Below are 12815 nucleotides of genomic sequence, written 5' to 3'. Positions count from 1 at the left end.
GTCCGGCGCTACATCATCTTGACCGCGCGGCCGATGAACTGGATCGGTCCGGTGGGCCTGCCGATGGGAGACCCGGTGGCAGGCTCCAGCGTCAGTTCGAACAGCTGATTGGGCTCCAGCGGCGGCAAGGCATCCAGCGGGATTCGCACCGGTTCGCCGGGCTTGACCAGGCCCAGGGACACGGGCGCGGACCAACCGTCCGCCTTGGTCCAGAATTCCAGGGCGCGGTCCGGCGGCACCTGTACCGCGGCAATCGGGACGAGCTGCACGTCGTGCCTGCCGGCCTGGGCCTGTATCACCCAACCCGGCGCCTGCGACTGCGGCGCCACCAGCACCACCATGTATTGCGTGGCCGCGGGCGTCGACACCGGGCGCAGCGACAGGGCAACCGCCAGGGTCAGCGCCGCGGCCAGGCCGCAGACGGCCGCGCCGCGCCAGAACGGCAGGCTATCCCAGAGCGCGGCGCGCTTTCGCCGGGGCTCGCGAGCGGGCACGGCCTGGCCCGCGTCCAGCGTGGCCGCGATGCGCGGCCAGAGACCGGGCGAGGGGTCGATCGGCGTGGCCAGGTCGGCCAGCGGCAGCAGCCGCGCTTCCCAGCGGTCGACCGCGGCGCGCAGCGCGGCGTCGTGCTCCAGGCGGGCCTCGACTTCGCGCCGGCGGGCGCCGGGCAAGGTGCCCAGCACGTATTCCCCCGCCAGTTCGTCCAGGCCTTCGGGTGTCGTGGGCAGGGCGCTCATGCCAGACATTCCTTCAGCGCTTTGAGGCTGCGCTTGATCCAGGCTTTGACGGTGCCCAGGGGGGCGCCGATACGTTGCGCGATCTCGCTTTGCGACAGGCCCTCGACGTAGGCGTGCAGCAGGCAGTTGCGACGCACCGGCTCCAATTGTTCGAGGCAGGGGCCGATGCGGCCGGCGCTGTCACGCCATTCGAAGGCGTCGTGGGTGTCATGCCACGCCTGCATCGAGTCACGGATATCCAGGGCCGCCGCGGTGTCGTCGTCCATGCCGGTTTCGTGGCGGCTGTCACGCACGGCGTTCAGGGCGAGGTTGCGGGCGATGCGGTAGAGCCAGCCGCGCGCCGAGCCCCGCGTGGCATCGAAGCCAGCGGCCTGCTTCCAGATATTGACGAAGGCGTCGTGCACGATGTCTTCGGCGCGGGCGCGGTCGCGCAGGATGCGCTGGGCCACGCCCAGCAGGCGCGGCCCTTCTTGCCGATACAGGGCCTCGAGCGCCGCGCGGCGGCCCGCGGCGCACTCCTTGAGAGCCGCTTCGTAATCGAAATCCGGGGCGGGGCGTTGCGGCATGTGCGCGGGCCTGGCGACGGTGGGTACGGACCCGGGCTTGGCCCGGGCGGGTGACAGCATATTACCGGAGTCTGCCCGCCCGCCAAGCCCCGCCGTGTCAGTCCGCCTTCCAGAAAATGTAGTCGGCCTGGTAGGCGACCTGGCTGCGCTGGCCCAGGGTCGCGGTCGTGCACGGCGTCTGCGGCGCCACGCCGCCCTTGAGTGCCGTGCGCTGGATATAGGCCACGCCCGTCAAGGCGCCCGCGCCCATGGCGGGATTGGCCTTGACCAATTGATAGGGCAAGTTGCCCGCGCCGGCGGGCGCCACGGCGACCTGGGTGCCGGTCAGCTTGGAGCCGTCCGCCGCTTCCCACGTGGCGGGAGGGCCGTAGTACGTGCCGACCTGCTTGCCCTGGCGGTCGTTCAGGACGGCCTTGGGACCGGCGAAGACCCATTCAGCCTGGTCTTTCGCGTCGGCCTTGGCGCGGCATTCGTAGGTGATTTCACCCTTGCCCACGGTTTCCCAGGCTACTTTGTGGCCATTGGGTACACGGACTTCGGCGGGCAGCGCGTCCTGCGAGTACGCCATGGCCTGGAAGGCGCCAAGCGTGCCGCACGCGGCCAGGATGGCGGTGGCGAACAGGCCGGCGCCAGGACGGCGGAGGGGGAGGCGAGTATTCATGAGCGGTCTCCTGCGGGTAGAGGGGATCTGTCTGCAACGACACGCGGAATGCGCGCCGTTGCAGGTACTACACGCGAGAGACCGATTCGGATGCAGGCCGGTCGGATTTTTTTTGAGGGGCTGCCATCTGTGCTGTGCTGATGTTCGCATCGCGGACGGCGTGACGCGGCGGCCTTTGCGGAGGGGGCTCCAATTTATCGCCGATGGCGGCCCGCCCGGTCGTCGCCATGCGATGGCGGCGGCCCCGCCGAAGAATCAGGTGGCGGCCAGCGCTTCGTCCTTCCAGCGCTGTTTGTCGCGCAGGGGCGGGAAGCCGAACAGGCGGCTGTACTCGCGGCTGAATTGCGACGAGCTTTCATAGCCCACCGCGTGCGCGGCCAGCGCCACGCCCGCGTCATCGGTCAGCATCAGGCGGCGCGCTTCCTGCAGCCGCAGGTGCTTCTGGTACTGCAGCGGGCTCATGGCGGTAGCCTGCTTGAAATGATGATGCAGCGACGACACGCTCATGTGCACGTCGCGGGCGATCTCCTCGACCCGCAGCGGCAGCGCGTAGTTGTCGCGCAGGATGCGGATCGCCTTGGCCACGCGGTTTAGCTGGCTGTCCTGCAGCACGGTCTGGCGCAGCACCATGCCCTGGCCGTTCATCAGCAGGCGATACAGCAGCTCGCGCTTGACCATGGGCGCCAGGATGGGGATGTCACGCGGCGTCTCGAGCAGCCGCAGCAGGCGCAGCATCACGTCCAGCAGCGTGCCGCCGAGTGGATTGACGCACATGGCGCGCGAGGCTTCGGCCGGCAGCAGCGGCGGCAGGTTTTCATCGCTGATGAGCGCGGTGATTTCCTCCGGGTTCAGATCCAGCCGCAAGCCCAGGTAAGGCAGGGAGGGGCTGGCGACCGAGACCTTGGCCACCACCGGCAGATCGACGGACGAGATCAGGTAGTGGAACGGATCGTACTCATAGGCTTCGTCGCCGATCAGCACGCGCTTGGATCCTTGCGCGATGACCGCCAGCGCCGCCTTCTGCAGGGCCGGCTTGGGGCCGGTCGGCTGGGAGATGCGGTGCAGGTACAGGCCCTCGATGGGGGTGTCGAGTGAACCCTCGAGCGAGCCAGTCATGCGTTCGAGCAGGCACAGCAATTCGTGCCGGGCGGGCTCGAATGCGGCCGTTGACGGGGCGGAGATATGGGTGGGGGCGGAAGGCATGTGCGGGGCTCCGGGCAAGGCGCCTGCGCACGCGCGGGGCGGGCGGGACGCCGGAGGATCAGGCGATGTCGAGTGTAGACCCAACTAGTGGCATGCGTTCGGTCTCGAAGCCGGGCGCGGAGAAATGGGCAAAAAATATGGAGGATCGGGCGCATGTCCCGCCGGGCGCGGGCGGCCCGGAGAATCAGGCAAAAAAAGGGCAGGATCGAGCATCGCCCGCGGCCGCCCCGGCACCGCATACTGTTTCCACCCCGGACGTGCGCCGGTGCCGTCCCATCCCGGGCCGGCGGCGCGCCGTGCCCTGGAAGGAGTGCAATCATGCGGTACAAGAAATTCGGCAACACCGGCCTGTTCGTTTCAGAACTGTGCCTGGGCACGATGACCTTCGGCGGCGAAGGCGAGCTGTGGAGCAAGATCGGCGCCCTGCAGCAGGAGGACGCCAACCGGCTGGTGGGCCGCGCGCTGGAGGCCGGCGTCAACTTCATCGACACGGCCGACGTGTATTCAGAAGGTCGTTCCGAGATCATCACGGGGCAGGCGTTGCGCGACCTGAAGGTCGCGCGCGACGACGTGGTCATCGCCACCAAGGTGTTCGGCCAGACCGGCCCGGGCGTGAACGCACGCGGCAATTCGCGTTTCCATATCATGGAGAGCGTCAAGAAAAGCCTGGCCCGCCTGCAACTGGACCATATCGACCTCTACCAGATTCACGGTTTCGATCCGGCCACGCCCATCGAGGAGACCGTACGGGCGCTCGACAACCTGGTGCAGCATGGCCACGTGCGCTACGTCGGCGTGTCCAACTGGGCGGCCTGGCAGATCATGAAGGCGCTCGGCATTGCCGAGCGCCTGGGCCTGGCCCGCTTCGAATCCCTGCAGGCCTACTACACCGTCGCCGGCCGCGACCTGGAGCGCGAGATCGTGCCCATGCTGCAAAGCGAGGGAGTCGGCCTGATGGTGTGGAGCCCGTTGGCGGGCGGCCTGCTCAGTGGCAAGTACAGCCGCGATGGCCAGGCGGCCGCCGGCGACCGCCGCGCGCAGTTTGACTTTCCGCCCGTCGACCGCGAGCGTGCCTTCGACAGCATCGACGTCTTGCGCCAGGTGGCCGAGGCGCGCGGCGTATCGGTGGCGCAAGTGGCGCTGGCATGGCTGCTGCACCAGCGGGCGGTCACCAGCGTCATCATCGGCGCCACGCGGGTCGAGCAGCTCGATGACAATCTGGCGGCCACGGATATCCGACTGACGGCGCAAGAGCTGGCGGCGTTGGATCAGGTGAGCGCCTTGCCGCCCGAGTATCCGGGATGGATGTTCACGCGCCAGGGCGAGTTCCGCCGGCAGCAGTTGCGGGAGTCGAACGCCGCGTGAGCGGAGTTGGACCGGGAAAGGGCGGCAGCGCCATGTTCCGCCGGCGGGGCGAGTAGAATCCAGGAACCGGGCGCGGCCCGTTCGCCGGCCGCGCCGCTCTTTTCCCGGGAGTCCCCGTTATGAAGCGCCACGCGCGCGCCGCCGGCCGGGCGGTGATTATGAGGGTCGCGTTGGCCGACACGGCCACGGCGGCGGCCACGCCGTCGTTCGATGGTGGCGGCGCCAGGCGCGGCGTCGAGAAAGGGAGTGGTTCCATGGACGACGCCCCTTTCCGCGTGCATTGACGCGTCGCCGTGGCCATCCCCTTCCTGCGCCAACTCACGGCGGTCAGCCGTACGCCCCAGGCCAACCGGCGGCTGGCGTATTTCCTGACCTTCATCGCCGGCGCCGTCAACGCGGGCGGCTTCCTGGCCGTGCAGCAGTACACCTCGCACATGTCGGGCATCGTGTCGATGATCGCCGATCACATGGTGCTGGGCGGCCTGGCCGTGGTGGTGCAAGGAATGGCCGCGCTGCTGTCGTTCGTGGCGGGGGCGGCCACCTCGGCCTCGCTGATCAATTTCGGCCGGCGCACGCACCTGGCCAGCGAGTTCGCCCTGCCGCTGATGCTCGAGGCGGTGCTGCTGCTGGCCTTCGGCCTGCTGGGGGCGAACCTCGAGAACCTGCGCTGGTTCTACGTGCCCGGCACCGTGATGCTGCTGTGCTACATCATGGGCCTGCAGAACGCGATGATCACCAAGGTGTCCAAGTCCGAGATCCGCACGACCCACGTGACCGGCATGGTCACCGACATCGGCATTGAACTGGGCAAGCTGTTCTACTGGAACCTGGCGCACGAGGACAAGGCCGGCGCGGCCCCGGTGCGGGCCGACCGCGGCAAGCTGATCGTGCTGAGCACGATGGTCACGCTGTTTTTCGCTGGCGGCGTGACGGGCGCCTATTCCTTCTTCCACTACGGCTTCGGTTCGACCGTGCCGCTGGCGTTGTTCCTGATGGTGCTGGCGGCGGTGCCGGTGGCCGACGACATCCGCCATTTCTTCGCGCGTCCCTAGCGCACGCCGGCGACCGCGCGCGGCTCAGGTCTTGGCGTTGGCCAGCAAGACCTGCAGCGCCGCCGCCGTCTGCCAATGTAGCTTTTCCAGGCGCGCATCCTTGGCGGGATCGGTGATGGCACGGCCATCGGCGCCCTTCGGATAGGGGGCGCCAAGCAGCCGGGCCATGTCGATTTGGTAGTGGCTGCTGTCCCCATACGGGCGCTTGCCGTCGATGAAGGGCATCGGCCAGAAGGCGTCGCCCTCGCGCAGCACCGCGTCCAGCTCGCCCGGACCGGCCTCGCGCCAGTTCGCCGCGCGCAGCAGCGTCAGGTGCTCGCGCCGCAGTTCGAAGCGGCCCTGCGCATCGACGCCACTGTCGGGGAAGTCGAAGGCTTCGCGCCGTTGCGGCGGCAGCGTATAGCGGCCGGGGGGCAGGCGGCTGATGTCGCGCACATAGGCCGGCACCAGCCGGCACACTTGCGCCAGGCGGCGCGTCGCCAGGCTTCGATCGGACGTGCCCAGCAATGCCATCGCCGCGGCGATCGTGTCCTTGTCGCTCAACGGCCGTTCGAACTCGATGCCGGGCGCGCCGGACTCCACGGGAATCCAGATCACGCCCAGTCCGCGCATCAGCCTGGCGTGGTCCGCGCCGTAGCGAAGGCTCGCCGGATCCGCCCGGAAGACCTGGCGGATGATGGCATCGCGCTCATTCGGCGCGGCAGGGCCCGCCGCTGACGCGATGCGCAGCGGCGCGCAGGCCAAGGCCGCCATTGCCAGCGTCAGCGCGCGCCGGGGCGGGGAGACGAGAACAGGCTGCGCGGAGCGCGGCAGGGCGGGCGGTGTGCGAGACATGGGGGGACTCCTTTGGCGGCGGATGGCTTGCGCGTCACGGCAAGGCGGAGCGAGAAACGTCGAAAGAAGCGGCGCTAGCGCGGCAGCGATGCCAGCTCGGCGGCCGCGCGGGAATAGCCGGGTTGCAGCCGCAGCGCCGCCTCGTAGCTGGCGCGCGCGTCCGCCTGGCGGCCCAGCCGCCGTTGCAGCATGCCCTGGTTGGTCAGTATCTGGGCGCTGGGCGGCGCCGCCGCCACGGCCCGCTCGTATGTCTTGAGGGCGTCGGCCGTGCGGCCCAGGCCGTCCAGCAAGGCGGCTTCCAGGTTCAGGCCGATGCTCCATTGCGGATAGCGCTGCGTCAGGCTCCGCGCCGTGGCCAGCGCGCTGGGCAGGTCCCGCAGCTCGGCCTGGACGCCGGCCTTGTTCACGTAGAACCAGCGGTTGTCCGGGTCCAGCCTGATCGCTTCGTCGAACCGTTCCAGCGCCGCGGCGGGTTGGCCGTTGACCGTTTGCAGCTTGCCCAGGAAGTTCCTGACGTCGGCATTGCCGGGATCGCGTTGCGACAGGGCTTCGGCGATGCGCTGCGCCTGCGCCGGGTCGTTGCCGCGCAGCGCGGCGGAGATCTGCTGGTTCATTTCCCGCAGCGGCGCGGGCCATTGCTGGATGCGGGCGCGCAAGGCGGCGCTCTCGGCGGCCAATTCGGCCTGGTAGGCGTTGTCGAATTCCAGCGGCGGCTGCGCTTGCGCGCGGGCGGCGGCGTGGCCCGCCAGCAGCAGGGCGGCCAGCAGGCAGCCGATCAGGGCGTGTAAATACCTGCCGGGGCGCCCGGCCACCCGCCATGCCGCGGCGTGCCGCCTTCCTGGCGACAATCGAAAAGGACGATGCGGCGTTGCGATCATGAGGGACGGGAAAATGGGGCCTGGGCCCCTTACGATATCCCGAAATCGCGCCGGCGTTCGCCACGACCGGACGGCCCGGCGATGAGGCCGGGCCGTCCCGTGGCTCCCTTCCTGGCCGCACCTCGCGGCAGCGGAGGGGGAGATAGGCTCATTTGGGCATGAGCACGTTGTCGATCACGTGGATCACGCCGTTGGACTGGTAGACGTCGTAGGTGCTGATGTTGGCGACGCCGCCTTTCTCGTCCTTGACGATGAGGTTGTGCTTGCCGTTCATCATCACCCAAAGCTTGCCGCCGCTGGCGGTGGTCAGCTCGGTGACGCCGCCCTTTCTGGCCTTGGCGGCCAGCGCGTCGAAGTCCAGCTTGCCCGGCACGACGTGGTAGGTCAGGATCTTGGTCAGGGTGGCCTTGTTCTCGGGCTTGACCAGGGTGTCGACCGTGCCGGCCGGCAGCTTGGCGAAGGCGGCGTTGGTGGGGGCGAACACCGTGAACGGACCCTTGCCCTGCAGCGTGTCCACCAGGCCGGCGGCCTTGACGGCGGCCACCAGGGTGGTGTGGTCGGCGGAGTTGACCGCGTTTGCGACGATGGTCTTGGCGGGCATCATCGGTTGGCCCCCGACCATCACGTCGGCCGCATAGGTGGGTGCCAGGGTCAAGGCGGAGCTGGCGATGGCAATCGAAGCTAGCAATTTCATGACGATCTCCTTTTTGGTTGGCCGTCGCCTGCACATACGGGACAGCCCTCTGGCTGGATGCGCTCGGCGACCTGGAGCAAACCCTAGGTAGGCGCGATCGCCCGGCGCTGGCAGGCGCGGGCCCGCTGCCGAAATTGCCAGGATCACTACAATGAGAAAACCGGCGCCCGACCGGGGCGCTGCCGCCGCCGGGCAGCGGTAAGCACGCCTTTCTGGCGCTTGTTCGCAGGGTGGTTCCGGTCGCGGACAGGTAGCATCAAAGAGGTGATTGCCAGGCCGCGCACCGGCGCGCGGCGCTGCCGCGAATCACGCGATTCGCTATTTTCCGGAGGATAAGAACAAACATGGACGCGGAATTCTGGTTGGAACGCTGGCGCGACGGGCGCACGCATTTTCATCAAACACGAGTGACGCCGCTGCTGCAGAAATACTGGCCGACACTCTCGGTGCCCGCGGGCGGCAAGGTGCTTGTGCCCTTGTGCGGCAAGTCGCTGGACATGGTCTGGCTGGCGGCGCAAGGCTTCCAGGTGCTGGGCGTGGAACTGTCGCAACTGGCGGTCGAGCAGTTCTTCGTCGAGAACGAACTCAAGCCCTTGATTCACGAAAGTGCCTACGGCAGCCACTATGTGGCGGGCAATATCGAAATCATCCGCGGCGACATCTTCAAGCTCGATGCGCCGCTGCTGTCGCATTGCGTCGGCGCCTACGACCGCGCGGCGCTGGTCGCGCTGCCCAGGGAGATGCGGGGCGAGTACGTACGCCACGTCTACGGGCAACTTGCCCCCGGTTATCGCGGCCTGCTGATCACCCTCGATTATCCGCAGGAAGAGATGGACGGGCCGCCCTTCGCGGTATTGGACAGTGAGATGCGGACGCTGTTCAGCGGCGTCGCGCCCGCGGTGATCATCGATCGCCGCGACATCCTGGCCAAGGAACCCAAGTTCGCCGAACGCGGCGTGCGCCGGCTGGATACGGTCGTCTATCGGCTGGGCGTGCAGGCCTGAGGCGCGGCCCGGCGGCGCCGGCCGCTGGGGCAGGGCGGCTCGCCGCCTTGCCTCGCGCCCGGCCCGGCGGTTCAGAAGAACCAGCCGCCTCGCGTCAGGTCCTTCTCGCAGCTCTTGTACTGGCTGGCGAATTTGTCGGCGCGCGCCTGCACTTTCCTTGACACCGTCTTCAGCCATGCCTTGCGGTCGTAGCTCCGATTGCGGTATCCGGTCCAGCCTTCGTGGTAGTTCAGGTACTGGCCATAGGCGTCGGACTTGGAGATGCCGTTCAGGCGCTGGGTCTTGTTCATGTACCAGCCCATGAAATCCAGTGCGTCAGCGAAATTGTCACGGCTGGAGCCCCAGCCGCCGGCATCCTTCTTGTAGTCGTCCCAGGTCTCGTCCTTGGCCTGGGCGTAGCCATAGGCGGAACTGACGCGGCCCCACGGGATGATGCCCAGGAAGTAGTAGCGCGGCGGCACCGCGTCCTGCTTGAAGCTGGACTCCTGGTACATCATCGCCATCGGCACCGGCACCGGCGCGCCCCATTTCTTCTGCACCTTGAGCGCGGCGTCGTGCCAGTCCGGCTTCTCGCGGAAGATGGCGCAGATGTTCTCCGGATTCGACGGCGGGGCGGTGGCGCAGCCGGCAAGCGCGGCCAGCAGCGGCAGCGGCATCAAGAGCCGTGTCATTGGTGGTCTTCTCCAGGCGCCGGCGGGCGGCGGTTACGTTTTGCGTGTCACGATTCGCAGTGATTGTATGAAAACGTATCGATGGGAAAGTTCCGCCCCCGATTTTTTTATTCGCATCGCGCCGCTCAGGCCGGAGATCTCTCGGGCGGTTTGCCACTTTGGCGCCCCAAATGAAAACGGCCCCGGATCGCTCCGGGGCCGTGTCACAGGGGTGCCTGCGTGGCGAGGTTACACCTCGATCACGTCCGCCACGTCCTTGTAGTCGGCGATCTTGTCGAAGTTCAGGTACTGGTAGATCTGGTCGCCGCTCTTGTTGATGACGCCCATGTCGGCCATGTACTCGTCCTTGGTCGGGATGCGGCCCAGCTTCGAGCAGATCGCGGCCAGTTCGGCCGAACCCAGGTACACGTTGGTGTTCTTGCCCAGGCGGTTCGGGAAGTTGCGGGTGCTGGTGGACATCACCGTCGCGCCTTCGCGGACCTGCGCCTGGTTACCCATGCACAGCGAGCAGCCCGGCATTTCGGTACGGGCGCCGGCCGTGCCGAACACGCCGTAGTGGCCTTCCTCGGTCAGTTGCGTGGCATCCATCTTGGTGGGCGGGGCCACCCACAGCTTGACCGGGATGTCGCGCTTGCCTTCGAGCAGCTTGGACGCCGCGCGGAAGTGGCCGATGTTGGTCATGCAGCTGCCGATGAACACTTCGTCGATCTTGGCGCCGGCGACTTCCGACAGCGTCTTGACGTCGTCCGGGTCGTTCGGGCAGGCCACGATGGGCTCGTGCACGTCGGCCAGGTCGATTTCAATGACGGCGGCGTACTCGGCGTCGGCGTCCGGTTCCAGCAACTGGGGATTGGCCAGCCACGCTTCCATCGCCTTGATGCGGCGACCCAGCGTGCGCTCGTCTTCGTAGCCGTTGGCGATCATCCACTTGAGCATCACGATGTTGCTGTTGATGTACTCGATGATCGGTTCCTTGTTCAGGCGCACCGAGCAGCCGGCGGCCGAACGCTCGGCCGAGGCGTCCGACAGTTCGAAGGCTTGCTCGACCTTCAGGTCGGGCAGGCCTTCGATTTCCAGGATGCGGCCGGAGAAGATGTTCTTCTTGCCTTGCTTGGCGACCGTCAGCAGGCCCTGCTTGATGGCGTACAGCGGAATGGCGTTGACCAGGTCACGCAGGGTGACGCCGGGCTGCAGCTTGCCCTTGAAGCGGACCAGCACCGATTCCGGCATGTCCAGCGGCATCACGCCGGTGGCGGCGGCGAAGGCGACCAGGCCCGAGCCGGCCGGGAACGAAATGCCGATCGGGAAGCGGGTGTGCGAGTCGCCGCCGGTGCCGACGGTGTCGGGCAACAGCATGCGGTTCAGCCACGAGTGGATCACGCCGTCGCCCGGACGCAGCGAGACGCCGCCGCGGGTGCTGATGAACTCGGGCAGCGTGTGGTGCGTCTTGACGTCCACGGGCTTGGGGTAGGCGGCGGTGTGGCAGAACGACTGCATCACCAGGTCGGCCGAGAAGCCCAGGCAGGCCAGGTCCTTGAGTTCGTCGCGGGTCATGGGGCCGGTGGTGTCCTGGCTGCCGACCGAGGTCATCTTCGGTTCGCAGTAGGTGCCCGGGCGGATGCCGCGGCCTTCCGGCAGGCCGCAGGCGCGACCGACCATCTTTTGGGCCAGCGAGAAGCCCTTGCCGGTGTCGGCCGGGTCCTTGGGCAGGCGGAACAGCGTCGACGGCGGCAGGCCCAGCGCTTCGCGCGCCTTGGCGGTCAGGCCGCGGCCGATGATCAGCGGAATGCGGCCGCCGGCGCGCACTTCGTCGAACAGCACGTCGGATTTGACTTCGAATTCGGCGATGACTTCGCCATTCTTGATCGCCTTGCCTTCATAGGGGCGCAGCTCGACCACGTCGCCCATTTCCATCTTGGAAACGTCGAGTTCGATCGGCAGGGCGCCGGCGTCTTCCATGGTGTTGTAGAAGATCGGGGCGATCTTGTTGCCCAGGCACACGCCGCCGAAACGCTTGTTCGGCACGAAGGGGATGTCTTCGCCGGTGAACCACAGCACCGAGTTGGTGGCCGACTTGCGCGAGGAGCCGGTGCCGACCACGTCGCCGACGTAGGCGACCAGGTGACCCTTGTCCTTGAGCGACTCGATGAACTTCACGGGACCGCGCTTGCCGTCTTCTTCCGGTTCGAACGCGGCGCCGTCGCGCTTGTTCTTGAGCATCGCCAGGGCGTGCATCGGGATGTCGGGGCGGGTGGTGGCGTCCGGGGCCGGCGACAGGTCGTCGGTGTTGGTTTCGCCGGGCACCTTGAAGACCGTGATGGTCAGGCTTTCGGGCAGTTCCGGACGGCTGGTGAACCATTCGGCGTCGGCCCAGCTCTGCAGCACGGACTTGGCGTTGGCGTTGCCCTTGTCGGCCTTTTCCTTCACGTCATGGAAGGCGTCGAACATCAGCAGGGTCTTTTTCAGGGCGTCGGCGGCGATGGTGCCGATTTCCTTGTCGTCGAGCAGTTGGACCAGCGGGCCAATGTTGTAGCCGCCCAGCATGGTGCCGAGCAGTTCGGTCGCCTTGGCGCGGCTGATCAGGGCACAAGCTTCGGTGCCCAGGGCCACGGCGGCCAGGTACGAGGCCTTGACCTTGGCGGCATCGTCCACGCCGGCCGGAACACGGTGGGTCAGCAGATCGACCAGGTTCTGCTCTTCGCCCGCGGGCGGGTTCTTCAGCAGTTCGATCAGTTCAGCGGTTTGTTTTGCCGTCAGGGGCAGCGGGGGGATCCCCAGGGCCGCGCGTTCGGCAACGTGTTGGCGGTAAGTATCCAGCATGTGAGGCCTGCTCAAAGTCGGGTTGGAAGAAGGGTTGTCGCCGGAATTGTAGAGGGAAGAGGGGGGCGCAAGCAAATGTCTTATATCTTATATAAGACTTGAGTCGATAGCCGTTGCCTGCGGGCCACGCCGGGCGTGGGCGGCGTGGCGCGGGGCGGCCCATCAGGGCAGAAAACGGGGGCGATTCAGGGATGGGCACGCCGAAGCGAGACTGCGGCGGCGGCAGCCGCGAGCGCGGCTGCCAGCCCCAAGTCTGTGCTTGCGCTTGCGCTCGGGTGGCGCAAGCCCGTGCTGATAAATGAGAAGGCTCTGGCGGGCGGTCGGGCGGAC

The 12815-nt window shown here is 67.5% G+C and carries 13 protein-coding genes; 4 read left to right on the top strand and 9 right to left on the bottom strand.

Translation table 11 applies throughout. The features are described from left to right. Positions 1-8: 8 nt before the first annotated feature. From ABFG95_RS07810 to ABFG95_RS07795, 4 genes are all read right to left on the bottom strand, one after another. Positions 9-746 (bottom strand): anti-sigma factor, encoded by a 738-nt coding sequence (locus tag ABFG95_RS07810; RefSeq protein WP_068949898.1) that lies wholly within the window; start codon positions 744-746, stop codon positions 9-11. Beyond that, complete coding sequence (locus tag ABFG95_RS07805) at positions 734-1303, bottom strand: sigma-70 family RNA polymerase sigma factor (protein WP_049075353.1); 570 nt, start codon at positions 1301-1303, stop codon at positions 734-736. Before ABFG95_RS07805 ends, ABFG95_RS07810 begins: the two co-directional genes overlap by 13 nt. A gap of 97 nt (positions 1304-1400) precedes the next feature. Then, positions 1401-1964 (bottom strand): DUF3455 domain-containing protein, encoded by a 564-nt coding sequence (locus tag ABFG95_RS07800; RefSeq protein ID WP_049075351.1) that lies wholly within the window; start codon positions 1962-1964, stop codon positions 1401-1403. A 255-nt stretch (positions 1965-2219) separates the two neighbouring features. Beyond that, positions 2220-3167 carry an AraC family transcriptional regulator gene (locus ABFG95_RS07795; RefSeq protein ID WP_348995714.1) on the bottom strand — a complete coding sequence of 316 codons (948 nt, stop codon included), beginning with the start codon at positions 3165-3167 and terminating at the stop codon, positions 2220-2222. 318 nt (positions 3168-3485) lie between these two features. On the opposite strand from ABFG95_RS07795, the gene ABFG95_RS07790 reads away from it, so the two are divergent. The 3 genes from ABFG95_RS07790 to ABFG95_RS07780 all read left to right on the top strand — a co-directional run bounded on the left by ABFG95_RS07790 (position 3486) and on the right by ABFG95_RS07780 (position 5584). Beyond that, entirely contained in the window at positions 3486-4532 is a 1047-nt protein-coding gene (locus tag ABFG95_RS07790) for an aldo/keto reductase (RefSeq protein ID WP_348995713.1), read from the top strand. Between the two features lie 119 nt (positions 4533-4651). After that, entirely contained in the window at positions 4652-4816 is a 165-nt protein-coding gene (locus tag ABFG95_RS07785; protein WP_175146989.1) for a hypothetical protein, read from the top strand. Positions 4817-4825: 9 nt separating this feature from the next. Continuing rightward, complete coding sequence (locus ABFG95_RS07780) at positions 4826-5584, top strand: YoaK family protein (protein ID WP_049075341.1); 759 nt, start codon at positions 4826-4828, stop codon at positions 5582-5584. Between the two features lie 24 nt (positions 5585-5608). Here the strand turns inward: ABFG95_RS07780 and ABFG95_RS07775 are convergent, their stop codons facing one another. The 3 genes from ABFG95_RS07775 to ABFG95_RS07765 form a co-directional block, all read right to left on the bottom strand. Further along, on the bottom strand, positions 5609-6418 hold the full coding sequence (locus ABFG95_RS07775) for a hypothetical protein (RefSeq protein WP_053086019.1): 810 nt from the start codon (positions 6416-6418) through the stop codon (positions 5609-5611). A 74-nt stretch (positions 6419-6492) separates the two neighbouring features. Next, positions 6493-7230: a tetratricopeptide repeat protein gene (locus ABFG95_RS07770; protein ID WP_348995712.1), complete on the bottom strand. Its 738-nt coding sequence runs from the start codon at positions 7228-7230 to the stop codon at positions 6493-6495. Positions 7231-7444: 214 nt separating this feature from the next. After that, positions 7445-7990, bottom strand: coding sequence for a fasciclin domain-containing protein (locus ABFG95_RS07765; RefSeq protein ID WP_049075338.1), 546 nt, complete (start codon positions 7988-7990; stop codon positions 7445-7447). 344 nt (positions 7991-8334) lie between these two features. On the opposite strand from ABFG95_RS07765, the gene ABFG95_RS07760 reads away from it, so the two are divergent. Continuing rightward, on the top strand, positions 8335-8994 hold the full coding sequence (locus tag ABFG95_RS07760; protein ID WP_348995711.1) for a thiopurine S-methyltransferase: 660 nt from the start codon (positions 8335-8337) through the stop codon (positions 8992-8994). Between the two features lie 71 nt (positions 8995-9065). Here the strand turns inward: ABFG95_RS07760 and ABFG95_RS07755 are convergent, their stop codons facing one another. Both ABFG95_RS07755 and acnB read right to left on the bottom strand, forming a co-directional pair. Then, a complete protein-coding gene (locus ABFG95_RS07755; protein WP_049075332.1) occupies positions 9066-9665 on the bottom strand; it encodes a lipoprotein in 600 nt (199 codons plus the stop codon). Positions 9666-9893: 228 nt separating this feature from the next. Beyond that, the gene (gene acnB / locus ABFG95_RS07750) at positions 9894-12485 is read right to left on the bottom strand and encodes a bifunctional aconitate hydratase 2/2-methylisocitrate dehydratase (RefSeq protein ID WP_049075327.1); all 2592 of its coding nucleotides are present in this window, start codon (positions 12483-12485) and stop codon (positions 9894-9896) included. Positions 12486-12815 lie beyond the last annotated feature (330 nt).

It is taken from the genome of Achromobacter sp. HNDS-1, from assembly GCF_040084795.1.
GTDB lineage: Bacteria > Pseudomonadota > Gammaproteobacteria > Burkholderiales > Burkholderiaceae_B > Achromobacter > Achromobacter ruhlandii.
This window is presented reverse-complemented; position numbering and strand designations above follow the sequence as displayed.

Coding starts and splice junctions, on each gene's coding strand:
- ABFG95_RS07810 (WP_068949898.1), bottom strand. CDS start 746: ATGTCTGGCATGAGCGCCCTGCCCACGACACCCGAAGGCCTGGACGAA.
- ABFG95_RS07805 (WP_049075353.1), bottom strand. CDS start 1,303: ATGCCGCAACGCCCCGCCCCGGATTTCGATTACGAAGCGGCTCTCAAG.
- ABFG95_RS07800 (WP_049075351.1), bottom strand. CDS start 1,964: ATGAATACTCGCCTCCCCCTCCGCCGTCCTGGCGCCGGCCTGTTCGCC.
- ABFG95_RS07795 (WP_348995714.1), bottom strand. CDS start 3,167: ATGCCTTCCGCCCCCACCCATATCTCCGCCCCGTCAACGGCCGCATTC.
- ABFG95_RS07790 (WP_348995713.1), top strand. CDS start 3,486: ATGCGGTACAAGAAATTCGGCAACACCGGCCTGTTCGTTTCAGAACTG.
- ABFG95_RS07785 (WP_175146989.1), top strand. CDS start 4,652: ATGAAGCGCCACGCGCGCGCCGCCGGCCGGGCGGTGATTATGAGGGTC.
- ABFG95_RS07775 (WP_053086019.1), bottom strand. CDS start 6,418: ATGTCTCGCACACCGCCCGCCCTGCCGCGCTCCGCGCAGCCTGTTCTC.
- ABFG95_RS07765 (WP_049075338.1), bottom strand. CDS start 7,990: ATGAAATTGCTAGCTTCGATTGCCATCGCCAGCTCCGCCTTGACCCTG.
- ABFG95_RS07760 (WP_348995711.1), top strand. CDS start 8,335: ATGGACGCGGAATTCTGGTTGGAACGCTGGCGCGACGGGCGCACGCAT.
- ABFG95_RS07755 (WP_049075332.1), bottom strand. CDS start 9,665: ATGACACGGCTCTTGATGCCGCTGCCGCTGCTGGCCGCGCTTGCCGGC.
- acnB (WP_049075327.1), bottom strand. CDS start 12,485: ATGCTGGATACTTACCGCCAACACGTTGCCGAACGCGCGGCCCTGGGG.